The 23,692-nt window shown below is 71.9% G+C and carries 20 protein-coding genes; 11 read left to right on the plus strand and 9 right to left on the minus strand.

What is annotated here, in order from left to right; genetic code table 11:
* The first annotated feature begins 326 nt into the window (after window positions 1–326).
* The 6 genes from WMF43_RS49435 to sigJ all read left to right on the plus strand — a co-directional run bounded on the left by WMF43_RS49435 (window position 327) and on the right by sigJ (window position 9,549).
* The gene (locus tag WMF43_RS49435; protein WP_437675888.1) at window positions 327–4,325 is read left to right on the plus strand and encodes a protein kinase domain-containing protein; all 3,999 of its coding nucleotides are present in this window, start codon (window positions 327–329) and stop codon (window positions 4,323–4,325) included.
* Window positions 4,326–4,528: 203 nt separating this feature from the next.
* Complete coding sequence (locus WMF43_RS49440; RefSeq protein ID WP_437675890.1) at window positions 4,529–5,899, plus strand: phenylacetate--CoA ligase family protein; 1,371 nt, start codon at window positions 4,529–4,531, stop codon at window positions 5,897–5,899.
* Complete coding sequence (locus WMF43_RS49445; protein ID WP_437675892.1) at window positions 5,896–7,089, plus strand: glycosyltransferase family 4 protein; 1,194 nt, start codon at window positions 5,896–5,898, stop codon at window positions 7,087–7,089. The genes WMF43_RS49440 and WMF43_RS49445 overlap by 4 nt, the downstream gene beginning before the upstream one ends.
* A 186-nt stretch (window positions 7,090–7,275) precedes the next feature.
* On the plus strand, window positions 7,276–8,031 hold the full coding sequence (locus WMF43_RS49450; RefSeq protein ID WP_437675894.1) for an SDR family oxidoreductase: 756 nt from the start codon (window positions 7,276–7,278) through the stop codon (window positions 8,029–8,031).
* 203 nt (window positions 8,032–8,234) lie between these two features.
* Window positions 8,235–8,666: a carboxymuconolactone decarboxylase family protein gene (locus WMF43_RS49455; RefSeq protein ID WP_437675895.1), complete on the plus strand. Its 432-nt coding sequence runs from the start codon at window positions 8,235–8,237 to the stop codon at window positions 8,664–8,666.
* Window position 8,667: 1 nt separating this feature from the next.
* Window positions 8,668–9,549 carry an RNA polymerase sigma factor SigJ gene (sigJ, locus tag WMF43_RS49460; RefSeq protein ID WP_437675897.1) on the plus strand — a complete coding sequence of 294 codons (882 nt, stop codon included), beginning with the start codon at window positions 8,668–8,670 and terminating at the stop codon, window positions 9,547–9,549.
* Window positions 9,550–9,557: 8 nt separating this feature from the next.
* On the opposite strand, the gene WMF43_RS49465 is transcribed toward sigJ, so the two are convergent.
* The 3 genes from WMF43_RS49465 to WMF43_RS49475 all read right to left on the minus strand — a co-directional run bounded on the left by WMF43_RS49465 (window position 9,558) and on the right by WMF43_RS49475 (window position 11,876).
* Window positions 9,558–9,776 carry a hypothetical protein gene (locus WMF43_RS49465; RefSeq protein ID WP_437675899.1) on the minus strand — a complete coding sequence of 73 codons (219 nt, stop codon included), beginning with the start codon at window positions 9,774–9,776 and terminating at the stop codon, window positions 9,558–9,560.
* Between the two features lie 142 nt (window positions 9,777–9,918).
* Window positions 9,919–11,103: an STAS domain-containing protein gene (locus WMF43_RS49470; RefSeq protein WP_437675901.1), complete on the minus strand. Its 1,185-nt coding sequence runs from the start codon at window positions 11,101–11,103 to the stop codon at window positions 9,919–9,921.
* A gap of 263 nt (window positions 11,104–11,366) precedes the next feature.
* Complete coding sequence (locus tag WMF43_RS49475; protein ID WP_437675902.1) at window positions 11,367–11,876, minus strand: DUF1993 domain-containing protein; 510 nt, start codon at window positions 11,874–11,876, stop codon at window positions 11,367–11,369.
* A 376-nt stretch (window positions 11,877–12,252) separates the two neighbouring features.
* Between WMF43_RS49475 and WMF43_RS49480 the strand changes: the two genes are divergently transcribed.
* From WMF43_RS49480 to WMF43_RS49490, 3 genes are all read left to right on the plus strand, one after another.
* On the plus strand, window positions 12,253–13,761 hold the full coding sequence (locus WMF43_RS49480; RefSeq protein ID WP_437675903.1) for a carboxypeptidase-like regulatory domain-containing protein: 1,509 nt from the start codon (window positions 12,253–12,255) through the stop codon (window positions 13,759–13,761).
* Between the two features lie 98 nt (window positions 13,762–13,859).
* On the plus strand, window positions 13,860–14,675 hold the full coding sequence (locus tag WMF43_RS49485; RefSeq protein ID WP_437675905.1) for a DJ-1/PfpI family protein: 816 nt from the start codon (window positions 13,860–13,862) through the stop codon (window positions 14,673–14,675).
* 78 nt (window positions 14,676–14,753) lie between these two features.
* Complete coding sequence (locus tag WMF43_RS49490) at window positions 14,754–15,431, plus strand: glutathione S-transferase family protein (protein WP_437675907.1); 678 nt, start codon at window positions 14,754–14,756, stop codon at window positions 15,429–15,431.
* A gap of 45 nt (window positions 15,432–15,476) precedes the next feature.
* On the opposite strand, the gene WMF43_RS49495 is transcribed toward WMF43_RS49490, so the two are convergent.
* The gene (locus tag WMF43_RS49495; RefSeq protein WP_437675909.1) at window positions 15,477–16,217 is read right to left on the minus strand and encodes a 3-oxoacyl-ACP reductase family protein; all 741 of its coding nucleotides are present in this window, start codon (window positions 16,215–16,217) and stop codon (window positions 15,477–15,479) included.
* A gap of 94 nt (window positions 16,218–16,311) precedes the next feature.
* Between WMF43_RS49495 and WMF43_RS49500 the strand changes: the two genes are divergently transcribed.
* Complete coding sequence (locus WMF43_RS49500; protein ID WP_437675911.1) at window positions 16,312–16,956, plus strand: TetR/AcrR family transcriptional regulator; 645 nt, start codon at window positions 16,312–16,314, stop codon at window positions 16,954–16,956.
* A 57-nt stretch (window positions 16,957–17,013) separates the two neighbouring features.
* On the opposite strand, the gene WMF43_RS49505 is transcribed toward WMF43_RS49500, so the two are convergent.
* From WMF43_RS49505 to WMF43_RS49515, 3 genes are all read right to left on the minus strand, one after another.
* Entirely contained in the window at window positions 17,014–18,060 is a 1,047-nt protein-coding gene (locus tag WMF43_RS49505) for an MBL fold metallo-hydrolase (RefSeq protein ID WP_437675912.1), read from the minus strand.
* Window positions 18,057–18,632 carry a TetR/AcrR family transcriptional regulator gene (locus WMF43_RS49510; RefSeq protein ID WP_437675914.1) on the minus strand — a complete coding sequence of 192 codons (576 nt, stop codon included), beginning with the start codon at window positions 18,630–18,632 and terminating at the stop codon, window positions 18,057–18,059. Before WMF43_RS49510 ends, WMF43_RS49505 begins: the two co-directional genes overlap by 4 nt.
* 477 nt (window positions 18,633–19,109) lie before the next feature.
* The gene (locus WMF43_RS49515) at window positions 19,110–20,138 is read right to left on the minus strand and encodes an NADP-dependent oxidoreductase (protein WP_437675916.1); all 1,029 of its coding nucleotides are present in this window, start codon (window positions 20,136–20,138) and stop codon (window positions 19,110–19,112) included.
* 131 nt (window positions 20,139–20,269) lie between these two features.
* Here WMF43_RS49515 and WMF43_RS49520 point away from each other — a divergent pair, with 131 nt between their 5' ends.
* Window positions 20,270–21,208: a serine/threonine-protein kinase gene (locus WMF43_RS49520; RefSeq protein WP_437675918.1), complete on the plus strand. Its 939-nt coding sequence runs from the start codon at window positions 20,270–20,272 to the stop codon at window positions 21,206–21,208.
* 45 nt (window positions 21,209–21,253) lie between these two features.
* Here WMF43_RS49520 and WMF43_RS49525 read toward each other — a convergent pair whose 3' ends face one another.
* Both WMF43_RS49525 and WMF43_RS49530 read right to left on the minus strand, forming a co-directional pair.
* Window positions 21,254–22,195: a hypothetical protein gene (locus WMF43_RS49525; protein WP_437675919.1), complete on the minus strand. Its 942-nt coding sequence runs from the start codon at window positions 22,193–22,195 to the stop codon at window positions 21,254–21,256.
* Between the two features lie 330 nt (window positions 22,196–22,525).
* A complete protein-coding gene (locus WMF43_RS49530; RefSeq protein ID WP_437684247.1) occupies window positions 22,526–23,443 on the minus strand; it encodes a hypothetical protein in 918 nt (305 codons plus the stop codon).
* Window positions 23,444–23,692: the final 249 nt, after the last annotated feature.

A 23,692-nucleotide genomic window follows, 5' to 3' on the forward strand; every position in this document is an offset into this window, starting at 1 on the left:
TAGCTTCGCAGGCAGATCTGTACAGTTTTTGACGTACCAGGCGTCGTCCCGCAGGCAGATGTGTAAGCCTGGTAACGGACCAGGCGTCCGCTGCTGCTTGCGAATGTATGGAAAATTACTCCGAGCGCCTCGCCCGCGTGCGTGTGTGTACGCCCCGGCGCGCTCGCAGCGCCCCCACGCGCCGACCGGAGCCTGCGCCCGCCCTCGCCCCGCCGCGGTGCTCGCCCCGCTCCGCCCCCACGGTGGCCTCCCCGCCGGCGTGCACCGCGAGCCCGGCGCCGGGATCTGGCGCTCGGCCGCAATCCTCCGCGATACTGACCGTCCCGATGAAACCCGGGGACATCGTCGCCGACCGCTTCCTGATCGAGCGCCTCGCCGGGTCGGGCGGGATGGGCTCCGTCTACCGCGCCCTCGACCGGCACACCGGCGAGGTCGCGGCGCTCAAGGTCATGTCGGGCCGGGGCCTCGAGCACGGCGAGCGGTTCGCGCGCGAGGCGCAGGTGCTCGCCGGGCTGCGGCACCCCGGCATCGTCCGGTACATCGCGCAGGGGGCGACCGAGAGCGGCGAGCCGTGGCTCGCGCTCGAGTGGCTCGAGGGCGAGAGCCTCGGCGACCGGCTGCGGCGGCGGGGCCTCACCGTCGGCGAGAGCATCACGCTCGGGTTGCGCATCGCCGAGGCGCTCGCCGAGGCGCACCGCCACGGCGTCGTCCACCGCGACCTCAAGCCGAGCAACCTGTACCTCATCGACAAGTCCGTCGAGCGGGTCAAGCTCCTCGACTTCGGCATCGCCCGGCTCGCCGCGCTCGCGCCGCTCACGATGACCGGCGTCGTCATGGGCACGCCGTTCTACATGGCGCCCGAGCAGGCGCGGGGCGAGCGCGCCATCGGGCCCCAGGCCGACGTGTTCGCGCTCGGCTGCGTCCTCTTCCACTGCCTCACCGGGCGCCCGCCGTTCATCGGCGACGACATCCACACCGCGCTCCTCCGCGTCGTCCTCGACGAGGCGCCGCGCCTGCGCGACCTGCGCGCCGACGTCCCCGAGGGCGTCGACGCCGCCGTCGCGCGCATGCTCGCGAAGGACCCGGCCGCGCGGCCCGCCGACGGCGGCGCCGCGGCCGACGAGCTGCTCCAGGTCGGCGAGATCAAGAGCACCCCCCCGGCGCCCGTCAGCCGGCGCGGCGGCGCGCTCACGACCGGCGAGCGCCGGACCGTCTGCCTCATGCTCGCGCGCGTCGGCGCGAAGGACGCGGCCTGGCAAGGGCCCACCATGCCGATGACGCTCCCCATGACCATGCCGCTCGCGCGCGCGGCGATCCCGGAGGCGGAGCTCACGCGCGTCGCCGCGCGCTTCGGCGGCGCGCTCCAGACGCTCGCGGACGGCCTGCTCCTCATCACGCTCGAGTGCCGCGGCCTCATCACCGACCAGGCCGCGCGCGCGGCGCGGTGCGCGATCGAGGTGCGCGACCTCATCCCCGGCGTGCAGATGGCGCTCGTCGCCGGCCGCGGCGCCGCCGACGACCGGCTCCCCATGGGGCCGACCATCGACCGCGCCGTGCGCCTGCTCGACCGCGCCGCCGGCGGCGCCATCCGCCTCGACGAGGTCATGGCCGGCCTGCTCGACGCGCGCTTCGACGTCGGCGGCGACGCGACGGGGCTCGTGCTCCGCGGCGAGCGCGACCTCAGCGAGGCGGCGCGCACCCTGCTCGGGCGGCCGACGCCGTTCGTGGGGCGCGACCACGAGATCGCGATCCTCGAGGCCGTGCTCGACGAGTGCACCTCCGAGCCGACCGCGCGCGCGGTGCTCGTCACGGCGCCCGCCGGGCTCGGCAAGAGCCGGCTGCGCTACGAGTTCCTGCGCCGGATCGAGGAGCGGGACCAGGGCGTGCAGGTCTGGCTCGGCCACGCCGACCCGATGAGCGCCGGCTCGCCCTTCGGCCTCCTGCGCCAGATGCTGCGCCGCGAGGCCGGGCTCTCCGGCGGCGAGCCGCAGGAGGTGCGCGAGCAGCGCCTGCGCGCGCGCGTCGGCCGCACCCTGAGCGGCGGCGACCTCGCGCGCGTGACCGAGTTCCTCGGCGAGATCGCCCGCATCCACTTCTCCGACGAGGGCCGGGTCGAGCTGCGCGCCGCGCGCGCCGACCCGATGCTCATGGGCGACCAGATCCGGCGCGCCTTCGAGGACTTCGTGCTCGCCGAGTGCCGCGCCGAGCCGGTGCTGCTCGTGCTCGAGGACCTCCACTGGGGCGACCTGCCCACGGTGAAGCTCCTCGACGCGGCGCTCGCGCACCGGGACCAGCCGCTCATGGTGCTGGCGCTGGCGCGGCCCGAGATCGAGTCGGTCTTCCCGAAGCTCTGGGCCTCGCGCGGCGCGCAGGAGATCCGGCTGCGCGAGATCGGCAGGAAGGGCAGCGAGCGGCTCGTGCGCGAGGTGCTCGGCGACGCCGTGCCGCCCGAGCTCTGCGCGCGCCTGTGCGAGCGCGCCGGCGGCAACGCGTTCTACCTCGAGGAGCTCATCCGCGCGGCCGCCTCGGGCAGGACGGAGGCGCTGCCGGAGACGGTGCTCTCGATGGTGCAGGCGCGGCTCGAGTCGCTCGACGTCGAGGCGCGGCGGGTGCTGCGCGCCGGCAGCGTCTTCGGCCAGAAGTTCTGGCGCGGCGGCGTCGCCGCGCTGCTCGGCGGCGAGAAGCGGGCCCAGCGCGTGGGCGAGTGGCTCTCGGTGCTCGTCGATCGCGAGCTCATCGCGCGCCGGGGCGAGGGCAAGTTCACGGGCGAGGAGGAGTACACGTTCCGGCACGCGCTCGTGCGCGAGGCGGCGTACGCGACGCTGACCGACGCCGACCGCGCGCTCGGCCACCTGCTCGCCGGCGAGTGGCTGGAGCGGGCCGGGGAGCGGGACGCCGCGCTGCTCGCCGAGCATTTCGAGCGCGGCGGCGACGCCGAGCGGGCGGTCATCTGGTTCCGGCGCGCGGCGGAGCAGGCGCTCGGCGCGAACGATTTCCGCGCCGCGATCCAGCGGGCCGAGCAGGGCGTGGCGAGCGCCGAGCGCGACGGCGAGTTCTTCGCGGCGCTGCGCCTCGTGCAGGCCGAGGCGCACAAGTGGCTCGGCGAGGCCGCCGACGCCGAGCGGTGCGCCGTGATGGCGATGCAGGGCTTCCCCCGGAGGAGCGCGCTCTGGTACGCGGCCGCGGCCGAGGCCGCGTCGATGCGCGTGCGCCTCGGCATGGGCGACCGGCTGGCGGACCTCGTGGAGGAGCTCCGCGGCGGCGGCGCGAGCCCCGGGGACGGCGGCAGCGGGCCCGTGGCCTACGCGGGCGGCGGCGGCAGCGGGCCCGCCGGCGGCGACCGGGCCCCCATCTACATCGACGAGGCGACCGGCCCCTGCGTGAGCGCGCTGGCGCGCATCGCCGGGTCGCTCCTGCACGGCGGCCAGTACGCCGCGGCCGAGGAGATCGTGCTGGAGCTCGCGCGCGTCGCGATGCCGCTCGCCGAGCGGGACGCGGCGGTGGCGGCGCGCATCCACGCCCTCCGGGCGTCGCGGGCGCTCTGCTACGGCGACCCGGCCGCGTCGCTGGAGTGCACCGAGCAGAGCATCCCGGCGTACCTCCAGACCGGCGATCTCCGGAACGCGTGCCTGAGCCGCGTGAACGCGGCGCACTGCCTCGTGCAGCTCGGCGTGTACGGCCGCGCCGAGGCGGGGCTGCGCGACGCGCTCGCCGACGCGGAGCGGATGCGGCTCCACAACGTCGCGGCGTTCGCCAAGCAGAACCTCGGGCTGCTCTGGATGCAGCAGGGCGACCTCGCCGCGGCGCGCACGGTCACGGCCGAGGCGATCGAGGCGTTCGCGGCGCAGGCCAACCGGCGGCAGGAGGCGCGGGCGCGCGCGTACCTCGCGGCGATCCTGACCCGCCTCGGCGGCCTCGGCGCCGCGGACGCCGAGTCGGGCGCGGCCGTGGCGATGCTGGCGCACGTGCCGACGCTCCAGGCGTTCGCGCTCGCGGTGCGCGCGCGGGTGCTGCTCGAGCAGGGGCGCGCACACGAGGCGCTCGACGCCGCCCGGCGCGGCCTCGGCCTGCTCGTCTCGGTCGGCGGGACCGAGGAGGGCGAGGCCCACATCCGCCTCGTCTACGCCGAGTCGCTCCGGGCCGCCGGGCACCACGGCCCCGCGTGCGAGGCGATCGCGGTGGCGATGCAGCGGCTCGTCGCGCGGGCGCAGTGGATCCACGACCCCGCGCGGCGGCAGAGCTTCTGCCAGGCCGTGCCGGAGAACGCGAAGACGTTCGCGCTGGCGGCGCTCTGGCAGCAAGAGGTGGAGCCCACGCTGCAGTGACCACGCGCGCGGGGCCCGCCGCCGGCTCACGCCGAGTCTCCTCCGGAATGAAGCCAGGGCGCCTCCGGCGCGTGCCGGGCCGCGCCCCGGGCGGATCTACCGCGGAAATCCTGCGCTTCCGCGCGGAATCTGCCCTGGATGCGGCCCGGCGCACGCGGCAACTTGACTGGGAATGGAAGGTCCGAGAGGATCTTTCCCAAACCATGTATGCAGCGCTCTTTCGTCACGTGCTTTTCCCGTTGTACGAAACGCGGCTCCGGGGGCGGGCCACGCTGACGTACCTCGAGGAGATGGAGCGGTCCCAGTGGCGCCCCGAGAGCGAGCTCCGGGAGCTCAACTGGCGAAGGATGCTTGAGGCCCTCCGCTACGCCGAGCAGCGCATCCCCTGGTACCGGCGCCGGTTCGCCGAATACGGGGTGCGCGTGAAGGACGTGCACGCGCCCGAGGATCTCTCGCGCTTCCCGGTGCTCACCAAAGCCGATCTGCGCGCCCACGGCGACGAGCTGCTCGCCGAGGGGTGGACAGGCAAGCTTCATAAGAGCGGTACGGGCGGATCGACCGGGGAGCCGGCGCGGTTCTATTACGACCACGCGACGTACGAGCACCGGAACGCGGCGGCGCTGCGGGCGGACCGCTGGGCGGGCGCGGAGATCGGGCAGAAGGAGCTCTACATCTGGGGCATCCCGCCGGTGGAGCCGCGCTGGAAGAAGTGGAAGCGGCAGCTGCACGAGGCGGCGATCCGGAAGAAGACGGTCAGCGCGTTCAACCTGTCCGAGGCGCGGCTCGCGGAGGTGGTGGACGAGATCTCCCGCTACCAGCCCAACATCATCGTCGGGTACACGAACCCGCTCTACTACACGGCGCGTTACGCGCTCGACACGGGGCGCAAGCTGCCGCCGCTGAAGGGGATCATCGCGACGGCCGAGCGGCTCTCGAAGCACCAGCGCGAGACCATCGAGGCGGCGTTCAAGACGCCGGTGTTCGACCGGTACGGCTGTAGGGAGATGATGCTGATCGGCGCGGAGTGTGAGCGCCACGAGGGCAAGCACCTCAACATGGAGAACATCTTCGTCGAGATCCGCTGTGGCCAGCGGCTCGCCAAGCCCGGCGAGCCCGGGGAGGTGCTGATCAGCGACCTCGTGTGCCGGTCGATGCCGCTGCTCCGCTACAAGAACGAGGACGTCGCGGTGGCGTCGGACAAGCCGTGCTCGTGCGGCCGGGGGCTGCCGCTGCTCGCGTCGGTGGAGGGGCGGGTGCTCGACATGATCGTGGGGCCTGATGGGCAGCTGCTCGCGGGCGAGTTCTTCCCGTACTTCTTCAAGGATCAGCCGACGGTGGCGCGCTTCCAGGTCCACCAGGACAAGGCGCGGGCGATCACGATCAAGCTCATCCCGGGCGACGGCTTCAAGCCCGACGTGGCGCAGCTCATCGAGCGCGATCTCCGCCGGTTCCTGGGCGATCGGGCCGTCATCCGGGTCCAGGTCGTGGACGACATCCCGGTGACGAAGGGCGGCAAGTTCCGGATGACGATCTCCGAGGTGCCCATCGAGTTCGGCCGCGAGGCCGCGGCGTGAACGGCGTCCCCGAGGTCCAGCCGGCGCCGGGGGCGGCCCCGCGCGCCCGGCAGGACCGGCCGGTGAAGGTCGCCCACGTGGTGCTCGCGCTCAACGTGGGCGGGCTCGAGCGCGTCGTGCTCCGGCTGCTCGAGCGGATGGAGCGCGGCCGGTTCACGCCGGTGGTGTGCGCGCTGCAGGAGCCGGGCGCGCTGGCCGACGAGCTCGAGCGGCTCGGCGTGCCGCTCGTCGTGGTGGCGCGCAAGCCCGGGCTCGACCCGGGGCTGTCGGTGCGCCTCGCTTCGTGGCTGCGGCGCGAGGGGGTGCGGCTCGTCCACACGCACAACCCGGGTCCGCACCTCTACGGCGCGCTCGCCGCGGCGCTGGCGCGCGCCGCGAGCCTGCCGGCGCGGGACGGGGGCGGGCCGCGCGTGGTGCACACGAAGCACGGCCGCAACTACCCGACCGACAAGCGGAAGGTGCTGGTCAACCGGGTCGCGACGGCGCTGACCGACCGGGTCGTGGCGGTGAGCGACGACGCGCGGGCGGTCGCGCTCGAGGTGGAGCGGGTCGATCCGGCGAAGGTGGTGACGATCCTGAACGGCGTCGACACCGAGGTGTTCCGGCCGGGCGACGCGGTCGCGGCGCGGTCGCGGCTCGGCGTGCCGGCGGCGGGCTACCATGTGGGCTGCGTGGCGCGGCTCTCGCCCGAGAAGGACCACGCGACGCTGCTGGCCGCGTTCGCGCGGCTGCGCGAGGTGCGCCCCGACGCGCACCTCACGCTGATCGGCGACGGCCAGCTCCGGCCGGCGCTCGAGCAGCAGGCGTCGCGGCTCGGGCTCGTCGGCGCGGTGACGTTCGCGGGGACGCGCGGCGACGTGGCGGAGCTCTTGCCGGCGTTCGACGTGTTCGCGCTCGCGTCGCTGACGGAGGGCATCTCGCTGACGCTGATCGAGGCGGCCGCGGCGGGGCTGCCGATCGTGGCCACGCGCGTCGGGGGCAACCCCGAGATCCTGCGGGAGGGCGAGACGGGCCTGCTCGTGCCGCCCGCCGCGCCCGAGACCCTGGCGGCGGCGCTCGAGGCGGTGGCGGTCCGGGACGACCGCGCCGAGATGGGCCTGCGCGGCCGCGCGCGGGTGGTCGAGCGCTTCGGGATCGACCGCATGGCGCGCGCGTACGAGGATCTCTACGACGAGGTGCTCGGGGGGTAGCTTCCGCAGCCCTCGACGCCGGACGCCTGCTCCACCTACGAACGCGGTGGCAGCGTCCGTCACGCGGAGGAGGGACGCCTCTCGTCGCTTGACCTCGGTCTTTGTCGCCGTGGATTATTGCTGAGCACGGTCGCTTCGGCGCTGAGGCCACGGAGGCCCTCGCCATGGAGCGGCGCGCGAGGTCCCATGGTGCTTCTCGAGAACAAGGTCATCATCGTCACGGGCGCGACGTCGGGCATCGGCGCTGCTGCGGCAATCGAGGCGGCCCGCCAGGGCGCGAAGGTCGTGGCGGCGAGCCGCCGGGCCGACCGGGGAGAAGAGGTCGTCGCCCGGATCCGCGCCGAGGGCGGCGAGGCGCTGTTCGTCCGCACCGACGTCACCAAGGACGACGAGATCGAGGCGCTCGTCGCGTCGGCGCTGCGCGCGTACGGGCGGCTGGACGGCGCCTTCAACAACGCCGGGATCCCCGGTCCTGTCGGCACGCTCGAGCAGATCTCGGCCGACGAGTACCGGGCGCTGCTCGGGGCGAACCTGGACTCCATCTTCGTCAGCATGAAGCACGAGATCCGGGCGATGAAGGAGACCGGCGGCGGTTCCATCGTGAACTGCTCCTCCATCCTGGGCACCGTCGGCGGTCCGAGCTTCAGCCCCTACGTCACGTCCAAACACGGGATCCTCGGGCTCACCAAGGCCGCGGCCATCGATTACGCGGCGAGCGGCATCCGCGTGAACGCCGTGCTGCCGGGGCCGGTGAGCACCGAGATCTGGGACCACGTGAAGAACTCGGATCCGATCTTTCAGGCCTTCATCGCGGGCACGGTGATGGGCCGCGCGGCGAGCTCCGAGGAGGTGGCGCGGCCGGTCGTGTTCCTGCTCTCCGACTGGGCTTCTTACATCACCGGCACGTCGCTCCTCGTGGACGGCGGGTACACGATCCGGTGAGTCACCGTTCCGGTCACATGGGTCACGAAGGGCTCGCGCGCGACGACGGCAATCGCGTTCACGCAGCCCGCGGCGGGCGTGAGCATGAGCCACGCCGGCGAGCGGCGGGGCGAGAAGATCACGTCAGGTAGACGTCACAGGCGCGAGGGCTGGATCGTCATCCTGGGGAAGGGCGGACATGCCCGTGACCCAGGAGAGCGACCGTGAGCAAAAATACAGCCGTGAGGTACGAGCAGGTGATCCCGGACGTGCTGCAGGCGCTGGCCGGAGTGCATCGCGTGATGGACGAGCACGGCTTCGATCGCAAGCTCGTATTCCTCGTGCAGCTGCGCGCGTCCCAGATCAACCAGTGCGCCTTCTGCGTGAAGATGCACACGAAGGAGGCGCGGGAGGTGGGCGAGACGAACGAGCGGCTGGACCGGCTGATCGTCTGGGAGCACGTCAGCGATTTCAGCGAGCGCGAGCGGGCCGCGCTCGCCTGGACCGAGGCGCTGACCGTGCTCGACCGGCGGACCGACTACGAGGCGCTCCGCGCGAGGCTGCGGGAGCACTTCTCCGAGCAGGAGATCGGCGTCCTGACCTCGGTCGTGGCCATGATCAACCTGTGGAACCGCATCCAGGTGTCGAGGCACTGAGATGGCGCAGCGCGACGACGGCGCCGCCTTCGAGGCGGCCAGGCCCATGCTCCTCGGCCTCTCGTACCGCATCCTCGGCTCGCGCGCGGAGGCCGAGGACGCGGTGCAGGACACGTACCTGAAGTGGCAGGACGCCGACCGGAGCGCGATCGAGAACCCGGCGTCGTGGCTCACGACGACCTGCACGCGCCGGAGCATCGATCTCTTGCGGTCCGCGCGCCAGACCCGCGTGGACTACGTGGGCGCGTGGCTGCCCGAGCCCCTCCAGACGTCGGCCGAGCACCGGACCGACGAGCACCTTTCGCTGGCGTCGTCCCTCCAGACGGCGTTCCTGCTGGTGCTCGAGCGCCTCACGCCGAAGGAGCGGGCGGCCTATCTGCTGCACGAGATCTTCGACGTGTCCTATCCGGAGATCGCGGCGGCGCTCGATCTCCAGGAGAGCGCGTGCCGCAAGCTGGTCTCTCGCGCGCGCGCCAACATCGACCAGTCGAGGGTGCGGCACGTCACCCCGCCCGACCGGCAGGAGCGGCTGCTCGCCGCCTTCCAGGCGGCCGTCGCGAGCGGCGGCACGGAGGACCTCGCGGCCCTGCTCTCGGACGACATCGAGCTCTGCGCCGACGGCGGCGGCAAGGTCCCCACCGTGCTCCACGTCCTGCGGGGCAAGGCGGAGGTGCTCGACTTCATCGGCCGCGCGCTCCGCGAGTACTGGAGCGCCTACGCGTGGGACGCGGCCGACATCAACGGCGGTCGGGGCGTCGTCCTGCGCAAAGACGGAGCCGCGACGGCGTGCGTGTCCTTCGCCTACGACGAGCGCGGCGCGGCGACGAACATCTACATCGTGCGGAATCCGGACAAGCTGGCTCGCCTGAGCGGCGAGGGGTAGCCGCGCCGCTACTCGCCGCCCGCGCACCCGCAGACGCCCTTGTGGTGCGAGCAGCATCCGCGCCGCGGGCCGTTGCAGGTGCACGAGGGAGACAGGCTGCCGTCGCAGCAGAGCAGCGGGCGATCCGGGTCGGGCGGAGGCGCCGGGGCCGGCTCGGCGGTCGCCACGGAGGCGAGGCCGAAGAGAAAACAGGCGAGCAGCGGGACGGCGCGGAGATGGCGGAGCATTGCAGAGAGGATCGCAGATCCTCGAGGTCGGGTGGAAGCCCCATCCTGTTCGAGGGGCGATCGCCGTGGTCTGCGCTGCCCACCCACACCGCCGCCGAGGAGGCCTGGACGGGCGCCGCGGCGTCGCCGGGCGCCGCGGCCGTCACCCGGTAGCGGGCCGACCCGCCGGCGGCTGCTTCTGCTGCTCTCGGCTCATGCCTTGAATGCAGAAGGCGAGGGCGGCGCGCAGGTTCCGCTGCGTCGGGATCTGCGAGAGATCGAGCCCGAGCGAGACCATCGTCTGCGCCACGTTCGGCTTGATGCCCGCCACGATGCCCTCGGCGCCGAGCAGCCGGATGGCGGTCACGAGCTGGATGATGTTGCTGGCCACGCTCGAGTCGACCATGTTGACGCCCGTGAGATCCAGGATCGCATAACGCGCCTGCTGGTCCACGATCCGCGTGAGCAGCGCATCCATGACGTCGGCGGTCCGCATGCTGTCGACGACGCCCACGAGCGGCAGCGTCAGCACCCCGCTCCACACCTCGATGATGGGCGTGGACAGGTTGCGGATGACCTCCTGCTGCTTCTCGATCTGGAGGAGCTTCGAGCGGAGCTCCTCCTCGGTCGTCCGCAGCTCGGTGACGTTGAACGTGAGTCCCGCCACCATCTCGACGCGTCCGTCGCCGCCGCGCACCGGGGAGAACCAGCTCTCCCAGTGGAGGTCGTGCACGCCGCTGTAGATGTGCATCTCCTCCCCGGCGAGCGCCCGATTCACGCCCTCGATGATCTCCGGCGCAGCGCTGTAGACCTCGAAGAGGTTCTGCCCGAGGAGCTGGCCCCGCCGGATGCCGGCCTTCTCGACCCCCTTGCCGTCGTGGTAGACGAACGTCCCCTCCGGGTTGATGGCCCAGACGGCCATGTCCACCTGGTTTGCGATGCAGTCGAGGAGAGCGCCTTTCAGCTTCGCCGTCCGCGCATCGCCGTTGGCCGCGCCGGCGGCCGGCCGCAGCGAGCCGTGGACCACGTCTCCCTCCGGCGAGCGGCGTGCGCTGTACGACAGGGTCGCGTACGCTCCACGGCCGTTTTGCCAGCGCACGTCGATCTGCACGGGATCGCCGCCGCCCTTCAGCCGGGCGAGGCTGGCCGCGACCGCCTCGCGATCGTCGGGGTGGGCGAGGGCCGTGAGCGACGTCTCCTGATCTGGCGCGAGCCCCAGCGACTGACGCAGGGTGTCGCTGCAAACCACGAGCTCACCGTCGAGCCCCGCGATGAACAGCATCTCGGGGCAGGAGGCGAAGAACGAACGGACCGACTCTGAAGCAGGAGAGATGTTTGTTTTGGCCACGCGTTTCGCCCCCCGGGAGAAGAGCAAAACGCTCAGGACATGTCAAGCCGGCGCTCCCCTGTTCGAGGTAGCGCCGCTCACCGGTGACAGAACTTCGACCCTGCCAGACGCCCCGAGATGTAGGGTCTCGTGGGTCGCGTCGAGTTCGTGGTGATCCGTGATCGCGGTGACTCGGGCGCGGTCGGCGGCGAGCGACGCGCTCGGCGGCGGGCGTCCTCTTCCATGAACGCCGGCGCCGCGTCGCTCGCGCTGGGATCTGCGGCTCAGCGCGGGCCGAGGTAGTCCATCTTGCCGATCTCGAGCCCGTTGTGGCGCAGGATCGCGTACGCGGTGGTCACGTGGAAATAGAAGTTGGGCTGGACCCAATAAAGAAGATAGTTCAGGCCCTTGAGCTGCAGGGGCGGATTGTTGCCCATGGGGATCGTGATGTCGCGATCCTCCGACCCGTCGATCTGCTCGGGCCGCAGGCTGTTCAAGAACGCGATCGTCTTGGCGAGGCGGGCCTGCAGCTCGTCGAAGGTGGCCTCGTTGTCCTCGTATTTCGGCAGGTCCACGCCGGCGAGGCGCGCCCCACAGCCCTTGGCCATGTCGGTGGCGATCTGCACCTGCCGCGCGAGCGGGAACATGTCCGGGGAGAGGCGCCCCTCGATCAGGACGCGGGGCTCGATCTTCTTGGCCTGCGCGTACGCTTCGGCCTTGGTGAGGATCGCGGAGAGGTTGCCGAGCATCCTCACGAGCACGGGAATCGAGGATTGATACATTGAGATTGCCATCTTCATCTCCTTGGCAGTTGCACGGTACGGCAGCGTGGTCCAGGTACGGTATGTGCTGCGCCGCGCGGGGGCAGCGCCGGCGAGGACGCGCGCGGCGGGAACATAGTGTCCGCCTTGCTCCCGGCGCAAGCGTTCATCGCCCGCCGTCGCGCGCTCATCGCCCGCCGTCGCGCGCCGCCCGCCGCGCGCGGTGGCCTCGCCGGCGCTCGCTGGGCGCCGCGGACTCCGACGTTGAGCGGCGCGCCGCGCAGGCGCTCTGTCTCGCGCTCGCGTCTGTGAAATAGTGCAAACCGCCTTGACGGATCGGGCTCCAGGTCCTTCTACACAGGCGCGCGTTCCGCGCGCCTGCTTCCCTGTAGCGAAAGGATCCTTGTCGATGAGCACCGCGCTGCGCCGCTGGCGCCCTCGCTTTCTGGGTTTGACCTCCCTCGCGCTCGTGTCCTGCGGCGTCGAGCCGATCGAAGAGCAGCGCTCCCTGGGCGGCGCTGCGGCCGCGCTGAGCGGCGGGATCGCCGTCGCGGGGCACGTCGGCAACGACGCCGCGAATGCGGGGATGAGCGGCGTCACCGTCCAGCTCAGCGGCCCGGTGAGCGCGTCGACGGTCACCGACAGCCACGGCAACTTCATCTTCCTCGGCCTGCCCGCGGGCGTGTATTCGCTCGCCGCCCAGAAGCCGAGCGCGACGATCACGCCGAGCTCCGTGAGCCTCGGCAGCGTCAGCGCCGACCAGATCCAGAATTTCACCTGCGCCGGCGCCTGCGGGGCGGGGCCGGCCGTCGATCCCTACAAGGAGATCGCGATCGTCGACCCGTCGGTCACGCAGGACGCGCGCGCCTCGAGCGCGACGGGCGGCCCCTGGAGCTTCCGCTACCTGATCGAGCAGATGACCCCGAGCGGCGTCGATCCTGCGGATTTCGTCGCGGAGTGGCTGGAGGGGTTCCAGCCGCTCACCATCAACGGGTATCCCACGACGTCCCGCGCGCTGTCGCCGCTCCTGGACCTCTGGCCGACGCGGCCTGACGGCAAGCTCGACCTCGCGCAGGCGCCCTTTCGGCTCCTCGGCATCTTCAACCGGACCGACCTGCACGCGAGCGGCAGCGGCGAGGCGCGCTTCGTGTTCGGCATCATCCCCCAGAACCGCCCCGTCGCCGGGATGACCGTGATCTTCGAGTACCGCCTCCCGAACAACGCGCTCGTGACGGACCGGCTCAGCTGGATCACCCGCTTTCACGCGCTCGGGCAATACCCCTTCGGCGCGCAGTACAACGAGGAGCTCCAGGAGATCACGGACCTCTTCACGCAGCGCGGCGCCGAGCGCAGCACGATGGGCAACCCCAACGCGAGCGCGCTCGGCCAGCTCCGCACGAGCGAGAGCCTGCTGGGCGGCGCCCCCTGGTCGTGGCGCGAGTTCCACCTCGTCCCGGAGCCGACCGGCTACCAGGCCTTCCTGAGGCTCTCCCTCGCCGCCCAGACCCCGGATCAGCAGCTCAACGGCGACGCGGCGCTCGAGGGCTTCCTGCTCGCGAACCGCGCCGGGATCATCGCCGGCGTGACGCCGCTCGGTGCGCAGTTCCTCGGCGGAGAGGCGGAGGGCAGCATCGTCCCCTCCGCCACGAAATGGGTGTTCCCCGGGACGGACGAGCCGCTGCGCCACGCGTTCGCCGGGCAGACCTGCAACGGGTGCCACAACTTCGAGACGGAGCAGCTGGCCACCTTCTATCACGTGGCGCCCTTCGCGGTCCCGGGCCCAGACGGCACCGGGGTGCTCTCGAATTTCGTCAAGCAGGTCGAGATCCCGCGGCGGGTGAGCTTCATGCAGAACCGGCTCACCTGTGTTCCCCTCGCGGGGAACTGCTCGCCGGGGTCCGAGTCGGTCGTCCCCTGAGCTCCCGGCGCCCGCCGCGCCGCTCCCCGATGCGACAGGGTGTCGCAGGACAACATGTCGCATGGTGAATCGAGCTCGCAGCGCGTAGAGCTGCGTGCATGAGACGTCGACAGATACTGGATCTCGCCGCGGCGAGCGCGGCCATCGCAACCCTGCATTCGCTGACCGGGTGCGCGCCGGACGACGGCGCCCCGGAGCAGACCCCTGGCACGCCGCAAGGAGAGGGCTCCCCGATGCAACACATCGCCATGCTCGTCTACCCGCGCTTCACCGCGCTCGATCTCATCGGACCCCAGACCGCGTTCACCACGCTTGAAAATGTGCAGGTGCACCTCGTGTGGAAGACGCTCGACCCGGTGACCACGGACTCCGGGATCACCCTGTTCCCGACGGCGACCTTCGAGACGTGCCCCGAGGCGCTCGAGATCCTGTTCGTCCCCGGCGGCCTGGACGGCACGATCGCGGTGATGAAGGACAGCGAGGTCCTCGACTTCCTCGCGGCGCGCGGGGAGGCGGCGACCTACGTGACGAGCGTTTGCACGGGGTCGCTGGTGCTCGGCGCGGCGGGGCTGCTCCGCGGGTACCGCGCGACGACGCACTGGGGCCTGCGCGAGGTGCTGCCCCTCTTCGAGGCCGAGCGCGTCGACGCGCGGTATGTCGAGGATCGGAACCGCATCACCGGGGGCGGCGTGACGTCGGGGATCGACTTCGGCCTCCGGGTCGCCGCCAAGATGCGCGGAGAGGCGGCGGCGCAGACGGCGCAGCTCGTCATGGAGTACGACCCCGACCCGCCGTTCCAGGCGGGCTCCCCCGATACGGCGCCCGCGGCCGTGGTCGAGGGCCTGCGTGGCCGCCTGGCGCCGTGGGTGGATGAGGCCAGGCTGGCGGTGGAGCAGGCCAGGGCGCGCTGGTGAGGGCCGCCTCGTCCGCGGGCGTGCCCCCGGCGGCTCGGTTGCGATAGGGTGCTCGCCGCAACCGCCGAAAGGACGAGGATGAAGCTGACATACTTCCCCGTGCGTGGGCGCATCGAGCCAGCGCGGCTCATGCTGGAGCTGGTCGGAGCGCGTTACGAGTTCGAGGCGATTCCGATGGAGCTCTGGGACGGACCGGACGGCAAGGCGCGGTTCCTGCAAATCACGCCGTTCGGCCAGCTCCCGGTGCTGAAGGACGGGGCGTTCGTCCTCTGTCAGTCCCTGGCGATCGACCGTTATGTCGCGCGCAAGCTGGACCTCTACGGGAGCACGATCGAGGAGACCGCGCGCATCGACGAGGTCACGGAGATCGCCAACGAGCTGCTGCTCGAGGTCGGTCTCGTTTGTTTCGGGCCAAATTTCCACGAGGTCCGCGCTGCGCACCGGACGTCGACGGCCACGAAGCTCGACCTCTTGGAGAAGTATTTCGAGCGCACGAGCGCCGACGCCGAGCACTGGGTGCTCCCTGGCCGCTACACGCTTGCCGACGCCACGATGGCGTTTGCCCTCGAGTCGATCTGGCCGCTCCAGCCCGGCCTGCTCGACGACTTTCCGAAGCTCCAGCATGGGATGAAGGCCTTCTTCGCGGCGGACGGCGTCCGCAGCTACGTGCGCAGCGACCGGCGATTCCGCACCTGGACGGTGCCCAGCGCCGCGTTCGGCGGCCGGTCCGAGGAGACGATCCACTGGTCGGATTGACCGTGCTCTCTCGCGGTCGTCGCCCCGGCGGCCGCAGGGGCGCGATCAGGCGGTGAAGCCGCCGTCGATCTTCAGGTTGGCGCCGTTGATGAAGGCGCTTTCGGGGCCGGCCAGGTACGCCACCAGGCTGGCGACCTCGTCGCTCTGTCCGTAGCGCTGCACGGCGATCTGGCCTTTGAACTGGGTGGCGAGCGGTCCGTCGGCCGGGTTCATGTCGGTGTCCACGGGGCCAGGCTGGACGTTGTTCACCGTGATGCCGCGCGCCCCGAGATCCCGGGCCCAGCCGCGGGTCAGGCCGGCGACCGCTCCCTTGGTCGCGGAATAGACGGCCATCCCGGGCGCGAGCGCCACGTCGCCGGAGACGCTCCCGATGTTGATGATGCGCCCGCCCTCGCCCAGGTGGCGGACGGCCTCCTGCGTGGCGACGAAGAGGCCCCTGACGTTGACCGCCATGAGGCGGTCGAACTCCTCCAGCGAGACCTGATCGATGGGCGCCATGGCGGCGACGCCGGCGTTGTTCACCAGCACGTCGAGCCGGCCGAAGGTCTTCACCGTCTGGGCGACGGCGCTCCTCACCGCCTCGACGTCGGCGCTGTCCGCCCGGACGGCGACTGCCCTGCCGCCCGCCGCCTCGATGGCGTGCACCACCTCGGCCGCCTTCGCGGGCGACGCGGTGTAGGTGATGGCCACGGCGGCGCCCTCGTGCGCCAGCCGCTTCGCGATCGCCGCCCCGATACCCCGCGAACCCCCGGTGACCAGCGCAACCTTGCCCTTCAATGTACCCATGGTGATGTCCCTCCTTTTTTCTGGAACGATCGTTCCTTAAATGGAAGCTAGGTAGGCTTCACCTGTCCGTCAAGGGATTTATGGAACGGTCGTTATGAAAAAAGCGACGGGGGAGCTCCAGCGTGGGCGAGGGCGGCCGCGCTGCTTCGATCAGGAGGCGGCGCTGGAGCGGGCCATGGTTTTGTTCTGGGACCGGGGGTACGAGGCGGCGTCGCTCGACGAGCTGAGCGCGGCGATGGGCATCAGCCCGTCGAGCCTCTACGCGGCGTTCGGGGGCAAGGAGCAGCTGTTCCGGGCGGCGGTCGACCGGTACCTTGCCGAGCGGGGCAGCTACATGGGCCGCATCCTCGCCGAGGAGCCGACGGCCCGGGGCGCGGTGCGGCGGCTGCTCGAGACGGCGGCCGACGAGCTCACCCGGCCCGGTCAGCCGCCCGGTTGCATGGTCGCGCTGGGCGGGACCTATTGCTCGCCCGGCGCCCGGCCCGTCCAGGACTTGCTGCGGGGGTACCGTGAGGTCTGGCACGCCGCGATCCAGGCGCGGATCCAGCGAGGCCTCGAGGACGGCGAGCTCGCGCCGGGCACGGACGCCGCCGCGCTGGCCACGTTCTACACGACCCTCATGCTGGGGATGTCGGTCCAGGCGCGGGATGGCGCGTCGCGGGAGAGCCTCCGCGCCGCCGCCGAGGCCGCGATGCGGGCGTGGCCCGGCGCCCCGAGCGGTCCGCAGGTTTCTTCGTAGTCCCGCGGAGAGCCCGGTTTGCGCCCTGGCCCTCGGTCCGTCGTGGGGGGGGAGCCGTCAACGCGGGAGGGGCATCCACGCCCCGTCGGTGGGGACGTGGATGCTCGCGGGCAGGCTCTTCGCGGAGGCTTGCTGGACGAAGGCGGCGACCGGCTCGCGGTAATGGCCGAACGTGGTGTGGTGGATCGGGATCACGTGCCGGGCGCGGAGGAGCGCGGCGGCGGCGACGGCTTCGTCGGCGTTCATGGTGCGGAGCCCGCGCGCCCCGTCGACGCCGACGGCGCCGAGGTGGGGGAGCCAGAGATCGATGGGCGCGAAGCGCGCCGCCACCGCGCGCATGCGGTCGGTGAAGACCGAGTCGCCGGTCCAGTAGATGGCGTAGGGCTTCTCGCCTTCCCAGCGCAGCACGTACCCGTTGCCCTTTCCGAGCGTCGCGTCGAGCTCCGGGTCGTGGGTGTGGTTTGCCGGCACGGCGAGGATCCGGAGGCGGCCGGAGCGCGCCGGGATCACCGTTTCCTGATCCCAGTCGAGCGGCGTCAGCCTCGTGAACCCCGCGGCGCGCGCCGCGTCGGCCGCGTCGGGAGGCAGCACGAAGGGCAGGTCCTTCGGGAGGGTCTCTTTGGCGACGGCGTCGAAGTGGTCGGCGTGGTTGTGGCTGAGGAGGAGGACGTCGAGGCGCCCGAGCGGCTCGCCGGGAGGATCCGTGTAGCGGGCGACGGGCGCGTTCTCGACCCCGGTCGACGGGTGTTTCGGCAGCACGAACGCGGCGGGGCCGCGCGGCCCGAGGACGGGATCGGTGAGGAGCCGGAGGCCCCCGAGCTCGAGGATCGCCGTCGGACCGCCGCGCCACTGGAGTCGTCCCACCGAGGTCTCGGCGGCCGGTCCGGGCGGCGGCGTGCTGGTCTCGCCGCGCGTCGCCGGCGCACACGCCATGAGGAACAGCGCGAGCGCGAGCAGCGGAGCGGCGGCCGCCCCCACGATGGCTGCCATGGGCCGCCGCAGGCGTGTCGAGCGCTCCTTGCCATCATGGTCTTTCCTGGTGCGCTGCGCGCGCTCCTCGGCACGTGGGTTCGAGCGGTTCGGGGCACTCGGGATCTGGTTCATCGTCGTCGCCTCCCTGGCCGCGCTGCGGTGAGGAGCACCTGGGCCAGGGACCGGGCGCGCGCGGCGGCGTCCGCCCCTCCTTCGCGGACGGCGGTCACCGTCGCGCCGTCGATCAGCAACATGAGCTGCGGCGCCAGCGCGTTTGCGTCCGGCACGCCGGCCTCGCAGAGGAGCGTCGCGAGGTAATCGATGAGCCGCAGCTTGTGGCGCTGCGACGCCTCGTGGGCGGGGTGGTTGCGGTTCGCCACCTCGACCATCGTGTTGAGGAACGCGCAGCCGCGGAAGTCGTTCGCGGCGAACCGCTCGGCGAGCGCGTCGAAGACGGCGAGCGGTCGTTCAGCCGGAGCGTCCGCGAGCGCCTCGACCCGCCCGGCCAGCCACTCGCGAAAGCGCGCGTCGCGTGCGTCGAGCACGGCCACGAGCAGGTCGTCCTTGGTCCGGAAGTGGCGGTAAAATGTGGCTTTCGCGACGTCGGCTTCGGCGATTAGGCGGTCTACGCCGACGGCGCGGTAGCCCTCGGCGTAGAAGAGGCGCTCTGCGACCTCGAGGATGTGGCGCCGGGCGTCCGTCACGGTCTCCGTGAGTAAGACAGACAGGTCTGTCTTGTCAAGGGCGCGACATCTGGAGGGGGAGGGGAGGGCAGGCGATGGCCGAGTACCTCGTCGACTGGTTCGTCCCTGGTGCAGGGGAGGTTGTGCCGGGGTGAACGGCCCCCGGCGGGGGTGCTCGCGGCGCGGCGCGCGGGACGGGCCGAACTCGCCCATAGAACGCCCAGTCCTTCGGCGCGGTGCGGATGCCGGGGATTGGGCGTTCTATGGGCTCAAACAACGGCCCGTCCCGCACGCCGCGCCGCGAGCACCCCCGCCGGGGGCCTGCCGTCGTCGCGAAACCAGGGACGAGCATCTAGGTCGGCCAAACGGCGTTCCGTTTCAACCGGCACCACCCCACAGCCGACGGTCGTCAGCGCACACCGCCCGTCGTCTTCCGTCTTCCGTCTTCCGTCCTCGTCTCGCGTGCTCGCTCCACCCGGCCTCCTCACCCACCTCCGCCTAATCCGACACCTTGATCAAAAGCTTCCCCACCTTGTTGGGCAGAAACAGCATCTGCAGCGCCTCAGGCGCATTCTCCAGCCCGTCCACCACCTGCTCCTTCCACTTGATCCTCCCCTCCTTCATCCACCCGTAGATCTTCTCGATCGCTTCCGGAAACCTCGCGTGATAGTCGCTGACGATGAACCCCTCCACCCTCAGGCGCTGCATCAGGATCAGCGGAAACTGCGTGGGGCCAGGCCGCGGCTCCTTGTCGTTGTACGTCGCGATCAGCCCGCACACCGCCACCCGCCCGTACAGGTTCATCTTGTCGAGCACCGCATCGAGGATCTCACCCCCCACGTTCTCGAAGTCGATATCGATCCCGTTCGGACACTCGCGCTCGAGCCCCTTCGCCACGTCCTCGGTCCGGTAGTTGATGCACGCGTCGAACCCGAGCTCCTCGGTGACGTACCGGCATCCCGCCTCGCTCCCGGCGATCCCTACCACCCGGCACCCTGCGATCTTGCCCATCTGGCCGACCAGCGATCCCACCGACCCCGCCGCGGCGGACACGACCAGCGTCTCGCCGGCCTTCGGCTTCGCCGTCTCGAAGAGACCGAAATACGCCGTGAGCCCGCCGGTGAGGTGGAGCGGGCAGAGGAACGCGGAGAGCGGCGCGTCCAGCTTGGGCAGCGGCGCGAGGAGCGGGATGTCCTCGGGTCGACCCACGTTGTAGTCCTGCCAGCCGAGGAGCCCGGTCACGAGATCGCCTGCGCGGTAGTCGGGGTGGCGGGATGCCTCGACGACTCCGGCCCCGCCGGCGCGCATGACCTCGCCCGCGCTCACGGGAGGCATGTATTGCTTCGTGTCGCTCATCCAGAGCCGGTTGGTCGGATCCACGGACAGGTAGCGGGTGCGGACGAGGATCTCGCCGTCGCCCGGCTCGCGCACCGGGCTCGTGCGGAGCTCGAAGTGGCTGCGGTCCGGCATCCCTTCGGGTCGGGACTTGAAGCGGTACTGTCGGTTCGTCAGGGGCGTGGTGCTCATGCCATGAAGCTAGACGCCGGAGGGCTCCACGGGAAGCCGCCTCGAGCCCTCTCCCTCGGCCCCTCTCCTATCGGCTGCTCGCCCCTCCAGCCGCCGCCCCGCGGCCGGGCGCAGGTGATACCATCCCCTCCATGGGGATCGAGGAAGAGCTGGCACAGCAGCGCGTTGGCACGTGGATCGGCCCGTGGGCGGTCGAGCGCGTCCTCGGCGTGGGCGGCATGGCGAGCGTCTTCTACTGCCGTCGCGCCGACGGGTGTGTGGCGGCGGTGAAGCTCTTGCACCCCGAGCTCGCCAGCATCGACGAGGTGCGCAAGCGGTTCTTGCGCGAGGGGCCGATCGGCATCGCGCTGGCGGCGCTGGCGCCGATCTGCGAGGGGCTGCCGCAGGTGCTGGAGGCGGGCGCCACGCAGGACGGCGCGGTGTACATGGCGATGGAGGTGCTCGAGGGCGAGACCGTCTGGGACCGCATGGCCCGGCACGGGACGCTCCCGATCGGCCAGGTGATCGCGCTCGCCGAGCGGGTCCTCGAGGTGCTGGCGCTGGCGCACGACCACGGCATCATCCATCGCGATCTCAAGCCCGAGAACCTGCACATCGGCAACGACGGCCGCGTGCGCGTGCTCGACTTCGGCCTCGCGCGCGTGCTCGATCCGCTGCTCGAGGACGCCGCGGGCATGCCGGAGATGACGAAGACCAGCACGGGCGTGTCGATCGGCACCGACGACTACATGGCGCCCGAGCAGGCCCTGGGCCTCATCCGCGAGATCGACGGCCGGACGGACCTGTTCGGCCTCGGCGCGACGATGTTCCGCCTGCTCGCCGGCCGCACGATCCACGGCAACCTGGAGGACGCGCGCCTGCTCATCGCCGCCGCCACCGAGAAGGCGCCGCCGCTCGCGCTGCACGCCCCCACGGCGCCGCCCGGCCTGTGCGCCGTCGTCGACCGCGCCCTCGCGTTCGACAAGCAGCAGCGTTACCCCGACGCGAGGACGATGCGCGCCGACCTCGGCGCCGTGCGCGCAGGGTACGATCCGCCGTACGCGACGGCCGCGGCGAGGGGGCGCGCGTAGCGCCGGGGGTGCGGGGGGCGGCGCGCCGGGCCGCAGGAGGCGAGGTCAGCGCTCCTCCGCGAAGCGCGACCAGCCGCCGAGCGCGACGCCCGGCGTGCGCGCCAGGAAGGTCTGCACCGCAGGCGGCGGCGACGCCCAGGCCGAGAGGCGTGCCGGCCGCTCCGTGAGCGGCACCGTCGCGGAGCGCGAGTAGGAGCCCCAGACGCCGTCGCCGCACGCGTAACAGGCGAAGCGCGCGAGCTGCGCCGTGAGCTGGAGCCGTCCGCTCGAGCCGTAGGCCGGCGCGATCTGCACGAGGTCGGGCGTGTCTTCCTGTTGCTGCGCGACCCCCGGGTCCTCTTCGGACTCGTCCAGGACCACCTCGGCCGCCTCCTGCAGCGCCGGGACGCCGGGCACCTCGGCCAGCAGGTCGACCGCCGCGCCCACCTCGGCGTTCCACACCACGAACGCCGCGCCCTCGGAGCCGTGCGCGCCGCAGCCGTCGCGGTACGTGCGCTCCTCGACGAACAGGTACGGCCCCACGCTCCCGAGCAACGTCGCCGTGTGCTGGATCTCGCGGAGGCCCTCCTCGTCCGGCGGTGCGATCACCTCCTGGCGCCCGACCTCCCCGCGCCGCACGAGCGTCGCGCGGGTCCCGGTGCCCTCGCCCGGCTCGTCCTGGGTCCCGTTCCAGGTCTCGCAGGCCGAGGTGGCCACCTGCTCTTCGCGCACCGCCCAGCGCCACGCGCCGCGCCGGGTCGCCACGACGATCCCGGGCTCCTCGCCGATCACCGCGCCGTCCTCGGCGAGGTGCCATGTCCGCGGCGGGGCGCCGCCGATGCTGCCCCAGGCCAGGATCACGCCGCCCGCCTCGGCGTCGGACGCGGCGTGCGGGTCGGACGAGGTCGCGGCGGGGGCGGGCGCGAGCACGACCTCGGTGGAAGCGAGCCGGGCGGGCAAGGGCCGGGCGGCACAGCCGGCGATCAGGGGCAGGAGAGCGAGCAGCACGGCGGAGCGGGAAGAGGGGCGGGAGGAGCGCAGCATGCCGGCCGAGAGGAGCAGGGCGTGTGCCGCGGCGCACCTCCGCGCCGGCCCGCGCGGGAGCGGGCGCCGGCGTTGCTGGCCGCCCACAACGCGTGGCAGGACGGCTTCACCGGGGCGCTGGAGCGCCGGACGGGGGAAATCTCTGCGAGGTGGCGGGAATTTGCGGGGACGTAGGGAACGAGGGCAGCTGACGATGCGGGGAAGAGGGGGTGTCTCCGCGCCGGCAGCAGGACGAGGCGGGACGGGGCGGCGGGATTGGGCGTTTGCGGACTTGCGGAGGGCCGCGGCGTCCGTTCAGGAATCGATCGTGGAGAGGAGCTCCCTGGAGTCGGTGACGACCGCGGCCCGGCGGATCCAGCGATCCAGCTCGGCGAGGTCGGTGCTTGCGAGCACACGCTCGCGGACGTCCGCCGGGACCTCCAGCCCGCGCGCTTCGAGGACGGCGATCACGTCGTGCGCCTTGGTCTTGAGGGCGCCCTCTCGCAGCCCCTCCTTGAGGCCCTCCTCCCGGCCCTCCTGCCGTCCCTTCGCCGCGTAGCTGCGTGCAAACTCGCTCTGAAATTCGTATCCGGCCTTCATCATCGCCTCCAACGTTCGCCTCGCCGCTTCGTTCAGCGAGGATAGCACCAGGTCTGCGTACAGGGCGCGGCGCTCCTGGTCGAGCCCGGGGGCCGCCGCCAGGAACGCCGCGCCGATGGCCTCTCCGGCCTCGCTCTGCCCGTGCGCCATCGCCGAGAGCACGGCGACCTCGGGCGCCGCCTTCGCCTGCTCGGCGTCGGTCACGACCGGGACGGCCTCGGGCCCGAGCACCAGCGGCGTCAGCGTCCAGCCAGGGTGGCCCGTGTCGATCGGCCGCGAGCACCACCGCGCCATCGCAGGGTTGATCGCAACCACCAGGAGCTGGGTAGGGCAGCGATGCCGGGCCCGCGTCTGGGCGACGTACACCGGCCAGGCGTACGGCTTGTCCAGGTCCACGCCGAGCTGGACCTCGACGACGATGCCCATCGCAGGCCGCTGCTGGTCGCCGACCAGCACGAGGACGAGATCCGCCCGGCGGTCGGAGGGCAGGATCTCGGTGAGGTTGGAGGACTCGACACGCGCTTCCTGGAAGGTCGGGACGGGCTGGCCGAGCGCGTCGTGCAGCATCTCGGCGGCCAGCGTAGGGCGGTTCTTGAAGAGCTCCACCAAGGCTTCATGGATCACGGAGGGCATCGGGGTGTCTCTCAGGGAGGTGCGGGCATGCTGGTTCATGCGGCATGCCGGGCTCATGCGGCGCAGGTCGCAGGGGCCGAGCAGCAGCGTCCTGAGCTGAGATTCCGGGGAGCGTTCTGATCTCGTCACGCTTTGGGGTCTCGGGGGTGCCTTGATGTGGCAGCAGGGGACTTCAGCAGAGAAGCTTCGGGAGCACAGGGCGAACTGGCGCCTTCAGGACCGCAGAGACGGTTTCGAGAGCTCTGAGGC

The organism is Sorangium sp. So ce131, assembly GCF_051519095.1.
Taxonomy (GTDB): Bacteria; Myxococcota_A; Polyangia; order Polyangiales; family Polyangiaceae; genus Sorangium.

Coding starts and splice junctions, on each gene's coding strand:
- WMF43_RS49465 (WP_437675899.1), bottom strand. CDS start 9,776: ATGCTCCGCCATCTCCGCGCCGTCCCGCTGCTCGCCTGTTTTCTCTTC.
- WMF43_RS49480 (WP_437675903.1), top strand. CDS start 12,253: ATGAGCACCGCGCTGCGCCGCTGGCGCCCTCGCTTTCTGGGTTTGACC.
- WMF43_RS49520 (WP_437675918.1), top strand. CDS start 20,270: ATGGGGATCGAGGAAGAGCTGGCACAGCAGCGCGTTGGCACGTGGATC.
- WMF43_RS49440 (WP_437675890.1), top strand. CDS start 4,529: ATGTATGCAGCGCTCTTTCGTCACGTGCTTTTCCCGTTGTACGAAACG.
- WMF43_RS49500 (WP_437675911.1), top strand. CDS start 16,312: ATGAAAAAAGCGACGGGGGAGCTCCAGCGTGGGCGAGGGCGGCCGCGC.
- WMF43_RS49490 (WP_437675907.1), top strand. CDS start 14,754: ATGAAGCTGACATACTTCCCCGTGCGTGGGCGCATCGAGCCAGCGCGG.
- sigJ (WP_437675897.1), top strand. CDS start 8,668: ATGGCGCAGCGCGACGACGGCGCCGCCTTCGAGGCGGCCAGGCCCATG.
- WMF43_RS49530 (WP_437684247.1), bottom strand. CDS start 23,443: ATGCCCTCCGTGATCCATGAAGCCTTGGTGGAGCTCTTCAAGAACCGC.
- WMF43_RS49515 (WP_437675916.1), bottom strand. CDS start 20,138: ATGAGCACCACGCCCCTGACGAACCGACAGTACCGCTTCAAGTCCCGA.
- WMF43_RS49475 (WP_437675902.1), bottom strand. CDS start 11,876: ATGGCAATCTCAATGTATCAATCCTCGATTCCCGTGCTCGTGAGGATG.
- WMF43_RS49505 (WP_437675912.1), bottom strand. CDS start 18,060: ATGAACCAGATCCCGAGTGCCCCGAACCGCTCGAACCCACGTGCCGAG.
- WMF43_RS49435 (WP_437675888.1), top strand. CDS start 327: ATGAAACCCGGGGACATCGTCGCCGACCGCTTCCTGATCGAGCGCCTC.
- WMF43_RS49450 (WP_437675894.1), top strand. CDS start 7,276: ATGGTGCTTCTCGAGAACAAGGTCATCATCGTCACGGGCGCGACGTCG.
- WMF43_RS49495 (WP_437675909.1), bottom strand. CDS start 16,217: ATGGGTACATTGAAGGGCAAGGTTGCGCTGGTCACCGGGGGTTCGCGG.
- WMF43_RS49485 (WP_437675905.1), top strand. CDS start 13,860: ATGAGACGTCGACAGATACTGGATCTCGCCGCGGCGAGCGCGGCCATC.